Genomic DNA, 18,606 nt, shown 5'->3' with positions numbered 1-18,606 from the left:
CTTCCACTTTGTCGGGCGGAATGCGACCCTTGCGCGGTCCTGTGTTGTGGTGCGTTCGGGTGGCAGTTCGATTTCGGCATGCGGATGGTTGCGGCCGAGGTCGAGTTCGAGATGGCGGGTRCCGGCGACGCGGCGGCTGGCGGTGACCAGGCCGGCGAGACAGCCGCCGCAGCCATCGATCAGCTCGATGTCGTGCGGGCGGAAGTRGAGGGTGGCCGGGCCGTCGGGCTCGGTCGGGGCTCTGAGGCCGATCGGCCGGTCCTCGAACCAGATCTCGCCGTTGGCAAGGGTGACGGCMAGCGCGTTCGACTGGCCGATRAAGCCGTAGACGAACGGCGASACCGGATGGTCGTAGATCTCGTCGGGGGTGCCGACCTGTTCGATCGTGCCCTTGCTCATCACCACCACCCGGTCGGCAAGCTCCAGCGCCTCTTCCTGGTCATGGGTGACGAAGATGGTGGTGTGGCCGGTGCGGTCGTGGATCTCGCGCAGCCAGCGCCTGAGTTCCTTCCTGACCTGGGCATCGAGTGCGCCGAAGGGCTCGTCGAGCAGAAGCACGTTCGGCTCGACCGCCATGGCGCGGGCGAGCGCCACGCGCTGGCGCTGGCCGCCCGACAGCTGCGCCGGATAACGCTTCTCAAGCCCGGAGAGCTGGACGAGATCGATGAGATCAAGCGCGCGCTTGCGGATGTCGGCCGCCGGTGGCCGGCGGTTGGCCGGACGCACCTTCAGCCCGAAGGCGACATTGTCGAGCACCGTCATGTGACGGAACAGGGCATAGTGCTGGAACACGAAGCCGATGTTGCGCTCTTGCACGGTCTTTTGCGAGGCATCCTCGTCGCCGAAGAAGATCGTGCCGTCGGTCGGGCTTTCGAGACCGGCGACCAGCCGCAACAGCGTCGTCTTGCCCGAGCCGGAGGGGCCGAGCAGCGCGATCAGCTCGCCCGAGCGGATGTCGAGCGAGACATCGTCGAGCGCCGGAAAGCGGCCGAATTCCTTGCGTATGTTCTGAACGCGGACTTCCATGACGATCCGGACCTTTCAATGCCTGCGGCTGGCGGCGATCTCGGCGCTGTAGCGAAGCTCGAGCGCCGTTTTCAAGACGAGGGTGACCAGCGCCAGCAGCGCCAGCAACGTCGCAACCGCAAAGGCGGCGACGAAGTTATATTCATTATAGAGGATTTCCACCTGCAACGGCATGGTGTTGGTCTGGCCACGAATATGGCCCGAGACCACCGACACCGCGCCGAACTCGCCCATGGCGCGGGCGTTGCACAGGAGCACGCCGTAAAGCAGCCCCCATTTGATGTTGGGCAGCGTCACATGCCAGAAGGTCTGCCAGCCGGATGCGCCCAAGGACAGCGCCGCCTCCTCGTCGCTGGTGCCCTGTTCCTGCATCAACGGGATCAGTTCGCGGGCAACGAAGGGGAAGGTGACGAAGACGGTGGCCAGCACCAGCCCCGGCACGGCAAACAGGATCTGGATGCCATGGCTCTGCAGCCACGGGCCGATGAGGCTGTGCGAGCCGAACAGAAGCACGAAGACCAGACCGGAGATCACCGGCGAGACCGAGAACGGCAGGTCGATCAGCGTCGTCAGGAAGGCCTTGCCGATGAACTCGAACTTGGCGATCGCCCAGGCGGCGGCGACGCCGAAGACGAGGTTGAGCGGCACGGCGATGGCGGCGACAATCAGCGTCAGGCGGATGGCGGAGAAGGTCTCGGCATCGCCAAGCGCCGACAGGAAYTCGGCCGGTCCCTTGCGCAGCGCCTCGGTAAAGACGGCGGCCAGCGGCAGCAGCAGGAACAAGGCGACGAAGGCAAGCGCTGCCAGCGTCAGGCTTAAGCGAGCAAAGCGGCTTTCCGAGGTGGCGGCGCGCACGTGATGGGCGGCTGTAGCGAGATCAGGCGACATAGACATATCTCCGCCGGCTCCAGGCCTGGATCGAGTTGATGACGAGCAGCATGGCAAAGGAGATCACCAGCATCACCGCGGCAATGGCGGTGGCSGCGGGATAATTAAACTCTTCCAGCCGGATGACGATCAAGAGCGGRGCGATCTCGGAGACGTAGGGCAGGTTGCCGGCGATGAAGATCACCGAGCCGTATTCGCCGACGCCGCGGGCAAAGGCGAGCGCAAAGCCGGTCAGCCCAGCYGGCAGCAGYCCCGGCAACAGCACCCGGCGGATCGTCTGGAAGCGGCTGGCGCCGAGCGTGGCGGCGGCCTCCTCCACTTCCTTGTCGATCTCCTCCATGATCGGCTGCACGGTCCGGACGACGAAGGGCAGGCCGACGAAGATCAGCGCGATGACGATGCCGACGGGGGTAAAGGCGATCTTGATGCCAAGTGGGGCCAGCAGCGCGCCGATCCAGCCGTTCGGGGCATACAGTGTCGCCAGCGCAATGCCGGCGACCGCCGTCGGCAGCGCAAAAGGCAGGTCGACCATGGCGTCGATCACCCGCTTGCCGGGGAAACGATAGCGCACCAGCACCCAGGCGAGGATGACGCCGAAGATCAGATTGACGATGGCGGCGACAAAGGCCGTGCCGAAACTGATCCTGAGTGCATTGAGCGTGCGGGTNACCAGCACCCAGGCGAGGATGACGCCGAAGATCAGATTGACGATGGCGGCGACAAAGGCCGTGCCGAAACTGATCCTGAGTGCATTGAGCGTGCGGGTTTCGAGCGCCAGCGTCATGAACTGCGACCAGCCGAGGCCGCTCGAACGCCAGATCAGGCCCGACAAAGGAATGAGGATGATCAAAACCAGCCAGAATAGCGTGACGCCGAGCGCCAGACCAAACCCCGGAAGCACACTCGGCTGRCGAAACCGCCAGCGCCTGTTGTGGCCATGCTCTCTCAAATCCAACTCACCTCTCATGCCCAAGGCAAAAAACCCAAGCGGTCCTCAATGATGCCCGCAATCCCCATGTGGGCCCACTGCACAATTTCCTCCTCAAATCGGAAACGGTTTTACGAGGAAATTTGCAGCAAGTTCAAAGCGCTACAGCGTCCCTTTACGCGTCATATTTGACGCGCGGCGCTGTAGCACGGGATCGGCCGGATCGAATGGTCCGGCCGATCTTCTCATGTCATGAACAGGGTCGATTATTGCCCCGGCTTGTAGATCTGGTCGAACACACCACCGTCGCCGAAGAACTTCGGTTGCGCTTCCTTCCAGCCGCCAAAGTCCTCGATCGTCACCAGCTTGAGATCACCGAAGCGAGCGACATCCTTGGGGTCGGCAGCCGCCGGCTTGAACGGGCGATAGTAATGCTTCGCAGCGATTTTCTGGCCGGCGTCGCTGTAGAGGTAACCGAGATAGGCCTCGGCGACCTTGCGCGTACCCTTGGCATCGACATTGCCGTCAACCAGCGCGACCGGCGGCTCGGCCTTGATCGAGATCGACGGCGTGATGATGTCGAAATTATCCGGGCCGAGTTCCTCGAGCGAAAGATAGGCTTCGTTTTCCCAGGCGAGCAGCACGTCGCCAAGGCCGCGCTGGACGAAGGTCGTGGTCGAGCCGCGCGCACCGGTATCGAGCACCGGCACATGCTTGAACAGATCGGTAACGAATGCCTGCGCCTTGGCATCGTCGCCGCCATTGGCCGCACGTGCGTAGGCCCAGGCTGCCAGGAAGTTCCAGCGCGCGCCGCCCGAGGTCTTCGGGTTCGGCGTGATCACCTGGATGTCGTCCTTGACGAGATCGCCCCAGTCCTTGATGCCTTTCGGGTTGCCCTTGCGCACCAGGAAGACGATCGTCGACGTGTAGGGTGCGCTGTTATTTTCGAACTTGGTCTTCCAGTCTGCCGGGATCTTTCCGGTTTCCTTGGCGATCGCGTCGATGTCCGCCTCAAGCGCCAGCGTCACGACGTCGGCCTGCAGTCCGTCGATCACGGAGCGGGCCTGCTTGCCGGAGCCGCCATGCGATGTCTGGATCGTCACGGTTTCGCCGGTGTCCGCCTTCCACTTTTCAGCGAAGGCAGCGTTGAAGTCCTTGTAAAGTTCACGTGTCGGGTCATAGGACACGTTCAGGATCGTCGTGTCGGCAAAAGCCACACTTGCAGCACCAAGCTGCAGGCCTCCGACTACAATTGCCAGTCCCACAATTCCGGTAATTCGTCCAAAGCCCATCTCGACCTCCATCGGTTACCAGATAAAACTATCAATTTAATTGACTGCTTCAACGCAAACTGATGATGCGGGAGGTGGCTATCGGGAAAAGTCCTATCGTTGTTGTGCCTTTTTAAGGAACGGTTTGCCCAACGCCCGTCTGGTCGCCGATCTCCTGTCAGTGGCGAACCGGGCGGAGAATAGCATGAGCCCTTTGACGCGCACATCAAAATTCCGGATGGGCTATGTGATCGGGCGGCCGTATGGACGCGGTTTGGGCACGGGACTGCTAGGGATGCGACCCTTCTGGGACGAAGCGGGGCCTAGGAAAACTCAGCCAAAGAACGGTTGCCGCAGCAACAAACCCGCTAGAGCACGTGGCCACGGGCGACGATCGGCCAGATGGCCTTCGGCTCGTCACCCTCGACGATATGCACGGCGTCGACCATGTTGGTCACGACGCAGGCATGATTGGGAACGATGCGCAGCTGCTGCCCGACCGTCAGGCCGATCGGTCCGTCGGTCACAAGTCGGCCGTGTTCCTCCGAGAGCTGGTCTATGCGGATGTCGTCGCGGCCAAGCACATGGCCATAGCCGGTGAGGCCTAGGAGGTCGGCGGTCAGAACCTTGCTGCCCGCATCGATGATCGCACGGTGCTCAGAAGGCACCGAGACGACGGTCGCCAGTACGGTGAGGGCGCAGTCGTCCCAGGTTGCGACGCCGCGCGAAACGAGGGAGCGGTCGTTGTAGATATAGGTGCCGGGCCGATATTCGGATGCAATCGGCGCGCCGGCCGAATGCATCATGCTCGGCGTGCCGCCCGAGGTGATCGCAGGCACGGTCAGGCCGTCCGCCTCGATCAGGCGCTTGGCCTCGCTCATGAAGGCCTGAACCTTTGCCTCGCCGGCGATTGGCGGATAGGTCATCAGGCCGGCGAATTCGATACCCTTGGCATCATTGATCAGGCGGGCCAGACGGGCGGCTTCCACGGGCGAAGCGACGCCACAACGGTCCGCGCCGGTGTTGCATTCGACGAACACCCGAAGCGGCTTGCCCTTGGTCGAGAAGTGACGGGAAAGTCCATTGATGACCGTCTCGTTGTCGGCGACGACTGCCAGCGCGATGCGTCCATTAAGGCGCTCGAGCCGGTCGAGCTTGGGCGTTCCGAGAATGTTGTAGGTGATGAGGACATCGTTGATCCGCGCACTACCGTCCACCATCGCTTCAGCTTCGGTCACCTTCTGGCAGGTGATGCCGATGGCGCCGGCGTCGAGCTGCAGCTCGGCCATCTGCGGCAACTTGTGGGTCTTGATATGCGGCCGAACGCGGATGCCGTTGATGTCCGCGTAGTCCTGGAACGTGCGGATGTTGCGCTTGGCGATCTCGATATCGACCAGCACGGCGGGCGTTTCGATCGGCAGGGGCATCGCTCATCACTTCCTTTTGTCGGGCGCGGCACACGGGGAAGCTACATCATCCACCCTTGACAAGTTATGACCGTCGGCATTTCATACGTCAATCCATTATTCAGGATTGTAATACTGTATAATGGAATAATGACGGGAACCCAAAAATGGGAGAATGCAGATGATCAAGACAGTTCTCGCGGCTGCCGCCATCGCAGCCGCCTCCATTACCTTGCCGGCACAGGCGCAGCAGCCAGCGAGCAAACTCGACGAAATTCTCGCGCGCGGTCATCTCGTGCTCGGCACCGGCAGCACCAATGCACCGTGGCACTTCAAGAGCGCCGAAGACAAGCTGCAGGGCTTCGATGTCGACATGGGCCGGATCATCGCCAAGGCGCTGTTCGGCGACCCGGAAAAGATCGAATACGTCAACCAGTCATCAGACGCCCGTATCCCGAACATCACCACCAACAAGGTGGACATCACCTGCCAGTTCATGACGGTGACCGGCGAGCGCGCCCAGCAGATCGCCTTCACCATCCCCTATTATCGCGAAGGCGTCGGCCTGATGCTGAAGTCGGACGGCAAATATGCCGACTATGCGGCGCTGAAGGCGGCGGGTTCATCGGTGACCGTGTCGGTTCTGCAGAACGTCTATGCCGAGGCGATGGTTCATGCGGCATTGCCGGAAGCGACCGTCGATCAGTATGAATCTGTCGACCTCATCTATCAGGCGCTCGAATCCGGCCGGGCCGATACTGTGGCCACCGACCAGTCGTCGCTTGCCTGGTACATGACCCAGAACCCCGATCGCTACAAGGACGCCGGCTATGGCTGGAACCCGCAGACCTATGCCTGCGGCGTCAAGCGCGGGGATCAGGACTGGCTGAACTTCGTCAACACCGCGCTGCACGAAGCCATGACCGGGGTGGATTTCGATTTCTATGCGAAGTCGTTCAAGACCTGGTTCGGCAAGGACCTGACGCCGCCGCAGATCGGCTTTCCGGTCGAATTCAAGTAGGCGCTTCCGTTCGGTCGATCCCGTACTCGTGCGGGATCGACGCCTGTCCTGTCGGCATGGATGGCTGAAGACATGGGTTATCAGTTGAATTTCGCCGCAGTCTGGCGGTCTTTCGACCTTCTGCTCGAAGGTCTGGCTCTCAGTCTCGGCCTCGCCTTCGCGGCGATCCTCGCCGGTTGTCTCATCGGCCTCGTCACCGCCTTCGGGCTGGTGTCGAAGTCCATGGTTCTACGCAAGCCGGCCGGCTTCTATGTGACCGCGATCCGCAACACGCCGATCCTGGTGCTGGTGCTGTTCAGCTACTTTGCCCTGCCGCAGCTTGGCGTCAGGCTAGGTAAGATCGAGAGTTTCGTGCTGACGCTGGCGATCTATTCCGGCGCCTATCTCGCCGAGGTGTTCCGCGGCGGGTTGCTTTCCGTGCCTCCTGGCCAAAGGGAGGCGGGACTGGCGATCGGGCTCACGGAAATGCAGATCCGCACCTCGATTATCCTGCCGCTGATGCTGCGCAATGTACTTCCCTCGCTCGGCAGCACGATGATCTCCCTGTTCAAGGATACCTCGCTTGCAGCCGCGATCGCCGTTCCCGAACTGACCTTCGAGGCGCGCAAGATCAATGTCGAAAGCTTCCGGGTGATTGAGACGTGGATCGTCGCCAGCTGCCTCTATGTCGCCACCTGTTCGCTTCTCGCCGCATTGATGCGCGCGGTCGAGCGCCGACTTGCCGTGCCGAGGTGATCGCCATGGATCTTTCCGCATTCCTCGACCAGCTCTGGATCGCCCGCATCCCCCTTCTCAAGGGTCTCGGCGTATCGGTTTCCATTTCTTTCCTGTCCATCGTTGTCGGGACGGTGCTCGGCGTCTTCGTCGGTCTCGCCCTGACCTACGGCTACAAACCCGTGCGCTTCATCGTGCGCGGCTATACCGACTTCATCCGCGGCACGCCGGTACTGGTGCTGGTTCTCGCCAGCTACTACGTGCTCAGCACCATCGGCATTGATCTCGGGCCGTTCCAGGCCGGCATCCTTGCCCTTTCGGTTTTCTGCAGCTCGCATGTGGGTGAACTGGTCCGCGGCGCGCTTCAGGCGATCCCCAAGGGACAGACGGAGGCGGCCAAGGCGATCGGCCTGACATTCCCGCAGACTTTTGCCTATATCCTTGGTCCTCAGGCTTTGCGGCAGGCCTTGCCGGCCTGGGTGAATACCGCCGCCGAAATGGTCAAGGCTTCGACGCTGCTGTCGATCATCGGCGTCGCCGAGCTTTTGCTGCGCACGCAGGAGCTGATCTCGCGCACTTTCATGAGCCTCGAGTTCTATTTCTTCGCCGGCTTCCTCTATTTTGTCATCAACTACAGCATCGAGCGCTTCGGCCGTTACGTCGAGCGCAAGACAGCCGTCCCATCGTGAGGCACCGGATCCGATGACCCAGGCACTTCTTGAAATCCGCGACCTCCACAAGCGTTATGGCCCCGTCGAGGTGCTGAAGGGCGTCGATTGCACAATGGCGCAGGGCGAGGTCATTTCGATCATCGGCTCCAGCGGCTCGGGCAAGACGACGATGCTGCGCTGCATCAACATGCTGGAGGAGTTCCAGGGCGGGTCGATCCGCATTGACGGCCAGGAGATCGGCTATGACACCGTCGCCGGCGTCAGGCGGCGCAAGCGGGAAAAGGAAATCGCCCGCCAGCGGGCAATGACCGGCATGGCGTTCCAGCAGTTCAACCTCTTTCCGCACATGAGCGCGGCGAAGAACGTCATGCTCGGCCTTATCAAGGTGCGCGGCATGGGGCGGGACGAAGCACTGTCGGTGGCCGAGAAATGGCTCGACCGGGTGGGGTTGCTCTCGCACAGGGATCATTATCCCGGCCAGCTTTCGGGCGGTCAGCAGCAGCGCGTAGCGATCGCCCGGGCGATTGCCATGAACCCGAAGCTGATGCTGTTCGACGAGGTGACCTCTGCGCTCGATCCGGAGCTTGTCAACGAGGTGCTGCAGGTGATCAAGGGGCTGGCGGAGGACGGGATGAGCATGTTGCTCGTGACGCACGAGATGCGGTTTGCCTACGAGGTGTCTTCCCGGGTGATCTTCATGAACCAGGGGCGCATCGGCGAAGAGGGCAATCCGCGGGAGATGTTCCTGAAGCCGCAGACTGAGCGCCTGGCCGAATTCCTGAAAACCTCGTCGTTCAACTGATGCACAAATACCGTTGGCAGGGGCGGTCGTGGCATCCGGGCATGAGGGCCGCGGAACAGTGCTTGCGGCGCCTCCGCCGCAGGTCGACATATCGAACGTCACTTCGCCACTCGCTTTGGGTACGCGATAGGCGCCGGGACCGAGCGAGCCCCTTTCCGCATCAACCGGAAAGCAAGGACCGACCGGTTTCCGGGTCGAACAGATGCAAGGCGCCCTCGTCGAAAGCGAATGTTCGCTCCGCATCGATGGCCAGCTGCGTGCGCGGCGGCAGGCAGGCGGTGATGCGCTGGTCGCCGATGCGCGCCGTCACCACCAGTTCCGGGCCGGTCAGCTCGACAACCTCGACGCGCGCCGTCAGCCGCAGTGCATTGGACTCGGCTGTTGCCAGCCGCAGCGCCTCCGGGCGGATGCCGACCTTGACGCGTTGGCCATTCTGCACCTTGCCATGAAAACGCGCCGGCAGGGCGATCGGCTGGTCGCCGCCTTCCACGCGCAAACTGCTGTCTGATACTTCAGCCTCAAAAATGTTCATCGGCGGCGAGCCGACGAAGCCCGCGACATAAAGCGTGGCCGGGCGATCGTAGATCTCTTCCGGCGTGCCGAGCTGTTCGATGCGGCCGTCGCGCATGACGGCGATGCGCGTAGCAAGCGTCATCGCCTCGATCTGGTCATGGGTGACATAAACAACCGTCGTCTTCAGCAATTGGTGCAGGCGCTTCAGCTCGGTGCGCATCTCCATCCGCAGCTTGGCATCGAGGTTCGACAGCGGCTCGTCGAAGAGGAAAACCTGCGGGTTTCGCACGAGCGCCCGGCCGATGGCGACGCGCTGTCGCTGGCCGCCAGAGAGCTGGCTCGGCTTGCGCTCAAGCAGGTTTTCGATCTGCAGCAGCTTCGCTGTCTCAATGACCGCCTTTTCCCGTTCCGGCGCCGGAACTTTACGCATTTCGAGGCCGAAACCGATGTTGCGGGCAACGCTCATGTTTGGGTAGAGCGCATAGGATTGGAACACCATGGCGATGTCGCGATCCTTTGGGTGCATCCCGATGATCGACCGAGGCCCGATGCGGATATCGCCACCGCTCGGCTCGGCAAGGCCGGCGATGATATTGAGCAGGGTCGACTTGCCGCAGCCCGAAGAGCCGAGCAGCACGAGAAACTCGCCGCTTTCCAGCGCGATGTCGATGCCCTTCAGCGTTTCGACTTCGCCGTAGCGCTTGTGGATGTTGTGGATCTCAAGCGCGCTCATGCGATCGTCTCCTGAAGAAAGGCGGACAAGGGTTTTCCATAGCTGCGCGGCAGCGTCGAGATTGCCTCAGAGGCGATGGTGACGCCGGTGCGAAGGCAGTTTTCCAGCGGCATTCCGGCGGCAAGGGCTGCAAGGAACCCGGCGTTGAACACGTCGCCCGCGCCGATCGTGTCGATCACTTTGACCGTGGGCGCGACGATGGAGACGATGTCTCCGGTCGGGCCGAGGGCAAGGGCGCCGTTCGGCCCGCGCTTGACGACGACGATCGCGTCGGCCGGCATGTGGGACTTGAGCGCGCGCGCTGCCTCTGCCGCATCGACAAGGCCCGTCAGCGTCGTCGTCTCGACCTCGTTGAAGAGCGCGAGCCGACAGCGTTTCAGCCAGCCGATCGTCGCCGCGCAGTTGGCATCCGTCCAGCCGTCGAGCGGCCAGCCGGTGTCGAGTGCCACGGCGATGTCATGCGCCTCGGCCCAGTCGAAGACATCGTCATAGGCGGCGGTCAGCGCGTCGGTGAGGAAGGAGCCGGCAAGCAGCGCCAGACCGCCACGCAGGTGCTCGCCGTCGAGCATTGTCCGGATTTCGTCGAAATTTAAGAGCGGTAGGTGTCCACGGGTGGTGAAGAAGGTGCGCTCGCCGTCCGGATGGGTAATGCCGACCGACAGCGTCGTGCCGACGTTTTCGACCGGCCAGCCACTGGCCCGCTCGGCAAAGGCGTCTTTCAGCCAGGTGCCGAACTGGTCGTTACCGATGTTGGCGGCGATCGCATAATCGACACCGAGCGAATCCCAGGCAAGCGCGCTGTTGCCGGCGCAGCCGCCGACGCGCAGCTCATCGTGATCGACGATGACTTCGGTGCCGGCCTTTGGCCAGGGTGCGGCCGGCCCGAGGATCAGATCGACGTTGACGTTGCCGATGACGACAAGAGGACGCATGCTTCATTCGCTCCGGGTAATCTTGGTCGATCGGACCGGCGTTCCGGCATCGACGACACGCGCCTCGGCAAAGGCGATCATGAACAACTGCGCCACCGGCAGCATCGCAAAGATCGCGGCCATGCCGGCGGCCGGTTTGAAGGAAAGCGTGGTCACGCCAGCGATTGGTGCCTCGCCGGAGGCATCAAAGACGACAACCGGAGAACCGGCTTCGGCTGCGGAAACCGCCATGACGCTGACGAGGCCGGCAGTTGCATCGGCGGCGCGAAACAAGACGACGCCGACCGACGGGCCGAGCATTTCCATTGGCCCGTGCCGCAGCTGCCCGCCTTCGAGCGAGAAGCAGGGCAGCCGGGACAACTCGGTCAGACCGAGCCCGATCGCTTCGGCAAGTCCCTGAAGTTGGCGGCCGGACGTTACCACGGCGCGGACATCCGCAAGCGCTGCGAGCGCCGACGTTGTGTCGGGCGTCTGCGGTGCTTCGATCGCCTGCAGTGCCGCGGATGCGTCGTCTCCGAGGGCGGCAAGGATCGAGAGGTGCAGCGCGAAGCTGATCGTCAGGCTGCGTGTCGCGGCAAATGCCTTTTCGGTGCCACCGACCCCGACCAGCGATGGGGCGCTGCGGGCCAAGAAGGAACCCTCTTCGAGGGTCAGGCCGAAGGTGTCGCCGGTCGCCCCGTTGGTCTCGGCGAACCAGCGCAGAACTTCCGCACTTTCACCGGACTGCGATGTGACGAGGATCGTCTTGCCTTCGATCGCCAGCGGCTGGCCCAGCTGTTCGGACAGCGGCAGCGCGATAGCATCGATGCCGTGGGCCCGGTAGAGCGGTTCGAGCGCGCGACCAACCGCATGCGAGCCGCCCATTCCGAGCAGTAGCAGCTTGCCGGTCGATCTGAGCGATGCAGCGATCCTGCCGGTGAGCGCCTGTGCGGCGTGGAACGAGGCGACGGCGTCTGAAGCCTGACGGGCCATTTCACGGTCGATTGCAATGAGCCCGGCCGGGCGGTTTCTGGTATCGCTCATGGTCATCCCTTGACGCCGCCACTGGTGAGCCCGGAGATCAGGGCTTTTTGCATGATGAGGCCGATCAGCACCGGAGGCAGGGCGGCTAGCACGCCGGCGGTCGCAATCAGTCCGTAGTCGGAAACGCGGCCGCCGGCGAGATCGGCGATGGCGACCGTCAGGGTTTTTGCGCGCAGGTCCGAGGTGAACAGCAGCGCATAGAAGAATTCGTCCCAGGCAAGCAGAAAGGCAAAGAGTGCCGAGGTCGCCATCACGGGGGCGGCGAGCGGCAGGGTGATCAGCCTGAGGATCTGATCCAGCCTGGCGCCGTCGATCATGGCAGCGCTCTCGATCTCCTTGGGAATGGAATCGAAGCCGGACTTCAGCAGCCAGGTGGTGAAGGGCGCAAGGATGGTGAGATAGACGAGTGCAAGGCCGAAGACCGAATTCAACAGGCCGAGAGTGGCAAGGCCCATATAGAGCGGCACCGCAAGCGCCACCGGCGGCAGCATGTAGGTGGCGATCACCGCGTAAAGCGACCAGGAGACGGTGGGCGTGCGCGACACGGCCCAGGCCGAGGGAATGGCAACGGCGATGGCGGCAAGCGTCGCCATGCCGGCGACCTTCAGGCTGTTGAAGAGCGAAGCGACGAAGGCCGCGCCGGCGGTGTTTTCGAGCGTGGTCAGCAGCAGCCCATAGCGCGACAGATCGATCTCATCAGGCCACCAGTTGAGCGGCTTTGCCGAAAGGTCGGCCGCAGACGAGATGCTCATGACGAAGAGCCACACAACAGGCGCCAGGATGACGGCCGTCAGCAACAGGGCGCAGGCGTAGATGAAGGCAGTGAACAGTGGGCTCTGGCGTTCCATCAGGTGGCTCCCGCGGCTTTGCGCACAAGTGCGGCATAGGCGACCGCAAGTACGGTCACCAGCAGTGTGACGATCAGCGCCAGCGAGGCGCCGGACCCTGCCCGCTGAAACGAGAAAGCTTCCTGATAGACGAGGATCGACAGCGTGCGCGTGCTGTTGGCCGGGCCGCCGCGTGTCATGACCCAGATGAGGTCGAAGACCTTGAAGGCTTCGATCGTGCGCAGCACCAGCGCCACGAGCAACGGGCCGGCGAGATAGGGCATGATGACATAGCGGAAGCGGTTGAACGGGCCTGCGCCATCGACGAGCGAGGCGGCCGTGATGTCGCGCGGCACCGCCTGGAGAGCTGCAAGCGCGATCAGGGCAACGAGCGGAAAGTTCTTCCAGCAGTCGGCGACGATCAGGGCTGTCAGCGCCGAGCCAGGCTCGCCGAGCCAGGAGCGATAGCTGTCGATCAGGCCGATCTGCGTCAGGGCCGCGTTCAGTGCACCATATTCCGGATTGTAGATCAGCCGCCACAGCGTCGCGTTGACGACCGTCGGCAGCGCCCAGGGCAGGATCATCAAGGCGCGCAATGCCGTGCGGCCGCGGAATTGCTGATTGAGCAGCAGGGCCGCCAGCACGCCGATCACCATTTCGGCGGTCACCGAGACAACCGCAAACCATGTGGTCGTGACCAAGGCCCGCAGGAAGTTCGAACCGCCGAGCACCTTGGCATAGTTGTCGAGGCCGACGAAGCTGCCTTCGGTGCCGACGAGCTTTGCGTCAGTGAACGAAAGCCTGACGGTGTCGACCAACGGCCAACCGATGACAGCGATCATGACTGCGAGCAGCGGCAGCATCAGCAGCCACGCGCGTGTTGTTATCCAGGTACCGGACATGGGATGGAAACCTTTTAGGCCATCTACAGCGCCGCGCATCAGATATGACGCGCAAAGCACGCTGTAGCGCTTTAAACCTGCCGCATAATTCCTTAAGTCGATTCCGATTTAAGGAATTATGCCGTGGGCTCATGCTATTGCCGGTGAAACCGTTCCGGCAAGTCCCGGGCGGCAGGGCCACCCGGGAGGTCGAAGCCGTGGGATCAGAGACCGCTGTTTTCGGCGGCGGTCTTGAGTGCATCCTCGGCGGAGGCCTGTCCAAGCAACGCTTCCTGGATCGCCTGCTGCAGGGCTGTCGAAAGCTCCTGGTACTTCGGCGTCGTCGGGCGCGGATACATGGCGGCAAGGCCGAGCTTGGCGGCGGCGATCAGCTCTTCCTGGCCCTTGGTGACATTGGCGTCTTCATAGGACGAGGCCCAGATCGGCAGGCTCAGCTTGGCATAGGCATTCTGCGTCGGCTGCGATGTCATGTGGACGATGTACTTCCACGCTTCGTCCGGGTGCTTGCTGGTCGAGGTGATGCCGAGGCCCATCGACCCGTTGACGGCCGACACCTCGCTCTTGCCCGCAACACCCGGTGCCGGCACGACGCCGACCTTGCCGGCAACCTTGCTTTCCTTCGGGTCGTTGGCGAGGTTGTACATGTAGGTCCAGTTGAGCGCGAAGGCTGCTTCACCGTTCTGGAAGACCTTGCGAACGTCTTCCTCGAGGAATTCCTTCGAGTTCGGATTTGTCAGGCCCGAAGAATAGCTCGTGACCATGTAGTTGAGCGCGTCGAGACCGCCGCCGGACGTGAAGGCAGGCTTGCCGCCGTCGATGAACTTGCCGCCATAGGCGCTAACAAGCGTGGTGTAGTCGCAGATAGCGGCTTCGGCCTGCGACCAGCTCCAGGCGATAGGCGTTGCGAGCAACCCCTTGTCCTTGATGATCTTGGCCTGTTCCGTCAGTTCGTCCCAGGTTTTCGGCGGCGCCTTGATGCCGGCCTTCTCGAGGATTTCCTTGTTGTAGAACAGGTATTTGGTATCGAGGATCCACGGCATGCCGTAGCGCTTGGCGTCATATTCGACCGTGGTCCAGGCGCCCGGCAGCACGCCGGATTTCATCTCGTCGGTGATCCGGTCGGAGACATCGACCAGCACCTTGTTGGCGGCGTATTCGGCCGGCCAGATCACGTCGAAGAGCACGACGTCGTAACCGCCGCCGGAGCCTTGGGCCAGCACGGTCTTGTCATGCAAGCCTTCGTAAGGAACGAATTCGAGGTTCACCTTCACATCCGGGTTGGCCTTGGTGAAGGCCTCGGTCATCGCACGCACGTCGGCTTCGCTATAGGCCGCCTGCGCCATGAACAGCGCATTGAGTGTGGTTTCAGCATAGGCGTGGCCGGCAAAGGACAAGCCGAGCAAGGTTGCGCTGAGCAACGTGGTTTTAATGGATTTCAACATTCCTGCCTCCAATAACTGAGCGGTTCAGTTTTGCCGATACACCTCCCCGGTGCACCGAATATAAGAAATCCGCCCGCTTGCGGACGGCCGTCGACATATCTATCGGAGCGCTGGTGACGACCTTTGGCCATGACCTTCGTTCCCCTGGAGCTCTTTGCGGCTCTCAATTAAGTCAATTGTCTTGACTTATTTCTTGTTCAATATTCTAACAGTGTCAAGAGGGTTTTGAGGATGAATGATTTACGCCCGATCCGGGCAAAGAGCGGCACCAACCAGGAAGGGGCGAGCGCCCACAACCGTCGTGTCATGATCGACGCGTTGCGGTTGAACGGGCAGCTGTCCCGCGCCGATCTTGCCCGTGCGACGGCGCTGACGAAGCAGACGGTTTCAAACATCATCGAAGAGCTTGAGCGTGACGGGCTGGTTCAGTCGCTGGCAGTCGTTCGCAGCGGCCGGGGACAGCCGTCAACGCCCTATCGTCTGGTTGCCGAGGGCGCCTTCGCGATCGGCCTGCAGATCGACAGGCACGTCACACGCACCATCGCCGTCGACCTGGTGGGGACGGTCCTGGCGCGCCGGGAGGCCAACCTTCCGGCGGGCGGGCCGGCGACCGGCGTGAAAACCATTCTCGACCTGATCGAAAAGACCCGAAGCGACCTGGCGTCGATCGCGCCGCAATCGGAGGATCGCCTCGTCGGGCTCGGTGCGGCGATGCCCGGTCCCTTCGGTATCGACGCCGACGCTGACGATCCCTGGATGATGGCGGCGTGGCAGAATTTCCCGCTGCTCGAAACGCTTGCTGCAGGCACAGGTCTCGATGTCGGCCTGCAGAACGACTCGGCCGCTGCAGCGACGGCCGAGCGCCTGGTCGGCGCCGCCCATGGCGTCGATCACGCGATCTGCATCTATCTCGGCTACGGCCTTGGCGCGGGGCTGATCCTCAACGGCGAGCTTTATCGCGGTGCCAATGGCAATGCCGGCGAGATCGGCATGATTCTCAGCCTGCCGCGCGGTGCTGCCGAGCATGAGCGCACCCCGCTTGAATACCGCGCGTCGATCGCCTCTCTGTGCAAGCTACTCGCGCTCGATCCTGCCGATCCGGACCTCTATGCCCACATTGATGCGGCCGTGGAGAGTGAAGATATCAGGTTGCCCGGTTGGCTGGATGCGGCCGTCTACGAACTGCGCGCGGCTGTCCAGGCACTCGAAACCATCTTCGACCCGCAGACGGTGATCCTGTGCGGCGGGCTTCCGCCCGGCCTGGCGCGGCTGGTCACGGATGCGATGCAACCGCTGCTTCCGTCACTCGCCGATCGCCGTGATCGCAGTCTGCCGCGCCTGCAGGTCGGCTTCACCGATCCCTGGGCGGTCGCGATCGGCGCTGCCGCCGAGCCGATCAGCCGCACATTTGACCCGCGCTTTTCGGCAATCCTGAAGACCCGCGCCGCCGACCATTCCTGAGGCTGCTGCTTGCGGCGCGTCATCGGCGCCGATCAGGTCCCCGGCTCGTCAAGGCGTGCAAGTTCGGCATATTCGGCCGCGAGAAAGTCGAGCAGAGCCCTGACCGAGGGAAGCAGGCCGCGCCGCGATGGAAAGGCTGCGTGAATGATGCCTGATCGGGGCGCCCAGTCGGGCAGCACGTCGACCAGCGTTCCGTCCTTCAGGTCCTGCCTGACGACCATGGTCGGCAGCTGGGTGACGCCGACGCCTTTCAGGGCGGCGAGGCGCAGGGCCACCATATCTTCGGTGACAAGCCGCGGGTGATGGCGGACAATGGCATTGGCACCATCAGGACCGTCCAGACACCACTCATGCTCCTGCCGGTTGGAATTCCATGCCAGGCTCGGAAGGGCCGTGAGATCGGCGGGCTTCAGCGGTCGTGCATCCTGACCGAGCAGTCCGGGGCTGGCGACCAGGCGCTGCCCGCTTTCAGCCAGCCTCTTGATCACGAGATCGCTCTCCTCGAGCGGTGGAAAACGAACGCGGATGGCCACGTCTATGCCTTCGCGCAGCACATCCACTTGCCTATTGGTGCTTTCGAGCACCACCTCGACCTTCGGGCAGCCGGCCATGAAGCGGGCAATCATCTCGCCGACCTGGAAATAGAGGACCGAGGAGGGACAACTGACATGCACGACGCCCTGCGGTTCGGAGCGCATACGGTCGATCACCTCCTGCGCGGCTTCCGCCTCGACCAGCATCGCCACACAATGGCGATAGTACTCCCTGCCGATATCCGTCACGACGAAGTGGCGCGTCGAACGCTGAACAAGGCGGACGCCAAGCTGTTCTTCCAGCAAGCCGATGCGGCGGCTCAGCCGCGAACGCGGCATATTGAGCTTGCGCGCGGCCGCAGCAAAACCGTTCTGCTCGACGACATCGACGAAAAGCTTAAGATCGTTCAGGTCCTGCATGGCGGATGATTGTCCTATTGATAGGACACTATAGTCCGATTTGGCTGTCTACCGCCAGATTTGTCGCGAGAATATGTTCCTCCCAACGTCATCGCTTGCAAGGCGATGCACAAGGAGAAACACCAATGCGCAAGATACTCGGCATTTTTGGAAACGCCCGGCAGCACTGGGTTGGCGATGGTTTTCCGGTCCGTTCGCTGCTGTCCCATGACAGCGTCGGCGAACATGCAAGCCCGTTCCTGCTGCTCGACTATGCAGGCCCGACAGAATTTGCACCGGACAGCCGGCCGCGTGGCGTCGGCGTGCATCCGCATCGCGGCTTCGAGACGGTGACCATCGTCTATCGCGGCGAAGTGGATCATCGCGACTCGGCAGGCAATGGCGGCCATATCGGTCCCGGCGACGTGCAATGGATGACGGCCGGCGGCGGCATCCTGCACGAAGAATACCATTCCGACGCCTTCACCAAACAGGGCGGGACGCTGGAGATGGTCCAGCTCTGGGTCAACCTGCCGGCGCGCGCCAAATCCGCAAAGCCTGGTTACCAGACGCTGGTCAACGGCGACATTCCGACGGTGACGCTGCCGGAGGATGCCGGGACGTTGCGGGTGATCGCCGGCGCGTTCGACGGTCGCAATGGACCTGCGAAGACATTTACCCCGATCAATCTTTGGGACCTCCGCCTGAAACGGGGTGGCTCTCTTGCACTCGACCTGCCTGAGAGCCATTCGGTCGGCCTGGCGGTGCTACACGGCACCGTGCTGGTGAACGGCAGCGATCTGATCGGCGAAGCCCAGTTCGGCCTCCTCGGCCGCGAAGGCGGCGCCATTACGCTCGACGCCAGCTCCGATGCGACCGTTCTCGTCTTGAGCGGCGAGCCGATCGATGAACCCGTGGTCATGCACGGCCCCTTCGTGATGAACACGGTCGACGAAATCCGCCAGGCCTTCGCCGACTTCCAGAACGGGCGCTTCGGCGCTGTGTCCGAACCGGCACTTTGAGTTCTCGGGGGCTCGGAACTCCGCGCCGAGCCCATGACGGCCGATCAACGGCCAGAGCACGCGGACATGACGAAAGATGAAGGAGTCTTCAC

Annotated in this window: 17 protein-coding genes and 2 pseudogenes; 6 read left to right on the top strand and 13 right to left on the bottom strand. The window is 62.7% G+C overall.

The features are described from left to right. The 6 genes and pseudogenes from ASD00_RS34300 to ASD00_RS34280 all read right to left on the bottom strand — a co-directional run. On the bottom strand, positions 1 to 1,026 hold a 1,026-nt coding region (locus ASD00_RS34300), incomplete at its 3' end, for a sulfate/molybdate ABC transporter ATP-binding protein (protein ID WP_057211373.1). A 15-nt stretch (positions 1,027 to 1,041) separates the two neighbouring features. Next, on the bottom strand, positions 1,042 to 1,914 hold the full coding sequence (gene cysW / locus ASD00_RS34295; RefSeq protein ID WP_057211371.1) for a sulfate ABC transporter permease subunit CysW: 873 nt from the start codon (positions 1,912 to 1,914) through the stop codon (positions 1,042 to 1,044). Next, a pseudogene (cysT, locus tag ASD00_RS34290) lies at positions 1,904 to 2,581 on the bottom strand (sulfate ABC transporter permease subunit CysT); the annotation flags it as partial. The pseudogene cysT and the gene cysW, both read right to left, overlap by 11 nt. 99 nt (positions 2,582 to 2,680) lie before the next feature. Further along, a pseudogene (locus ASD00_RS42190) lies at positions 2,681 to 2,881 on the bottom strand (hypothetical protein); the annotation flags it as partial. Between the two features lie 227 nt (positions 2,882 to 3,108). After that, positions 3,109 to 4,134: a sulfate ABC transporter substrate-binding protein gene (locus ASD00_RS34285; protein WP_025428469.1), complete on the bottom strand. Its 1,026-nt coding sequence runs from the start codon at positions 4,132 to 4,134 to the stop codon at positions 3,109 to 3,111. Positions 4,135 to 4,481: 347 nt separating this feature from the next. Continuing rightward, entirely contained in the window at positions 4,482 to 5,540 is a 1,059-nt protein-coding gene (locus tag ASD00_RS34280) for a D-TA family PLP-dependent enzyme (RefSeq protein WP_057211367.1), read from the bottom strand. A gap of 160 nt (positions 5,541 to 5,700) precedes the next feature. On the opposite strand from ASD00_RS34280, the gene ASD00_RS34275 reads away from it, so the two are divergent. The 4 genes from ASD00_RS34275 (at position 5,701) to ASD00_RS34260 (ending at position 8,727) form a co-directional block, all read left to right on the top strand. Continuing rightward, complete coding sequence (locus ASD00_RS34275) at positions 5,701 to 6,540, top strand: transporter substrate-binding domain-containing protein (RefSeq protein WP_025428471.1); 840 nt, start codon at positions 5,701 to 5,703, stop codon at positions 6,538 to 6,540. A 72-nt stretch (positions 6,541 to 6,612) separates the two neighbouring features. After that, a complete protein-coding gene (locus ASD00_RS34270) occupies positions 6,613 to 7,275 on the top strand; it encodes an amino acid ABC transporter permease (protein WP_025428472.1) in 663 nt (220 codons plus the stop codon). 5 nt (positions 7,276 to 7,280) lie between these two features. Next, positions 7,281 to 7,943: an amino acid ABC transporter permease gene (locus tag ASD00_RS34265; protein WP_057211365.1), complete on the top strand. Its 663-nt coding sequence runs from the start codon at positions 7,281 to 7,283 to the stop codon at positions 7,941 to 7,943. Positions 7,944 to 7,956: 13 nt separating this feature from the next. Beyond that, a complete protein-coding gene (locus ASD00_RS34260) occupies positions 7,957 to 8,727 on the top strand; it encodes an amino acid ABC transporter ATP-binding protein (protein ID WP_057211363.1) in 771 nt (256 codons plus the stop codon). 160 nt (positions 8,728 to 8,887) lie between these two features. Here ASD00_RS34260 and ugpC read toward each other — a convergent pair whose 3' ends face one another. The 6 genes from ugpC to ASD00_RS34230 form a co-directional block, all read right to left on the bottom strand. After that, complete coding sequence (gene ugpC / locus ASD00_RS34255; RefSeq protein WP_025428474.1) at positions 8,888 to 9,973, bottom strand: sn-glycerol-3-phosphate ABC transporter ATP-binding protein UgpC; 1,086 nt, start codon at positions 9,971 to 9,973, stop codon at positions 8,888 to 8,890. Further along, complete coding sequence (locus ASD00_RS34250; protein WP_025428475.1) at positions 9,970 to 10,905, bottom strand: carbohydrate kinase family protein; 936 nt, start codon at positions 10,903 to 10,905, stop codon at positions 9,970 to 9,972. The genes ugpC and ASD00_RS34250 overlap by 4 nt, the downstream gene beginning before the upstream one ends. A gap of 3 nt (positions 10,906 to 10,908) precedes the next feature. Beyond that, positions 10,909 to 11,934, bottom strand: a complete 1,026-nt coding sequence (locus ASD00_RS34245; RefSeq protein ID WP_025428476.1) for an aminotransferase — start codon at positions 11,932 to 11,934, stop codon at positions 10,909 to 10,911. Further along, positions 11,931 to 12,776 (bottom strand): carbohydrate ABC transporter permease, encoded by an 846-nt coding sequence (locus tag ASD00_RS34240; RefSeq protein WP_025428477.1) that lies wholly within the window; start codon positions 12,774 to 12,776, stop codon positions 11,931 to 11,933. Before ASD00_RS34240 ends, ASD00_RS34245 begins: the two co-directional genes overlap by 4 nt. Continuing rightward, entirely contained in the window at positions 12,776 to 13,657 is an 882-nt protein-coding gene (locus ASD00_RS34235; RefSeq protein WP_025428478.1) for a sugar ABC transporter permease, read from the bottom strand. Before ASD00_RS34235 ends, ASD00_RS34240 begins: the two co-directional genes overlap by 1 nt. 203 nt (positions 13,658 to 13,860) lie before the next feature. Further along, positions 13,861 to 15,099, bottom strand: coding sequence for an extracellular solute-binding protein (locus ASD00_RS34230; RefSeq protein WP_025428479.1), 1,239 nt, complete (start codon positions 15,097 to 15,099; stop codon positions 13,861 to 13,863). A 231-nt stretch (positions 15,100 to 15,330) separates the two neighbouring features. On the opposite strand from ASD00_RS34230, the gene ASD00_RS34225 reads away from it, so the two are divergent. Then, positions 15,331 to 16,560, top strand: a complete 1,230-nt coding sequence (locus tag ASD00_RS34225) for an ROK family transcriptional regulator (RefSeq protein WP_025428480.1) — start codon at positions 15,331 to 15,333, stop codon at positions 16,558 to 16,560. A gap of 32 nt (positions 16,561 to 16,592) precedes the next feature. On the opposite strand, the gene ASD00_RS34220 is transcribed toward ASD00_RS34225, so the two are convergent. Then, entirely contained in the window at positions 16,593 to 17,513 is a 921-nt protein-coding gene (locus ASD00_RS34220; protein WP_057211361.1) for a LysR family transcriptional regulator, read from the bottom strand. A gap of 125 nt (positions 17,514 to 17,638) precedes the next feature. Here ASD00_RS34220 and ASD00_RS34215 point away from each other — a divergent pair, with 125 nt between their 5' ends. After that, positions 17,639 to 18,514, top strand: a complete 876-nt coding sequence (locus tag ASD00_RS34215) for a pirin family protein (RefSeq protein ID WP_057211359.1) — start codon at positions 17,639 to 17,641, stop codon at positions 18,512 to 18,514. Positions 18,515 to 18,606 lie beyond the last annotated feature (92 nt).

Origin of the sequence: Ensifer sp. Root31 (assembly GCF_001424825.1) — a bacterium.
Taxonomy (GTDB): domain Bacteria; phylum Pseudomonadota; class Alphaproteobacteria; order Rhizobiales; family Rhizobiaceae; genus Ensifer; species Ensifer canadensis.
Note: the sequence above shows the minus strand (reverse complement) of the source record. Positions and strands in the feature narration are given on the sequence as shown.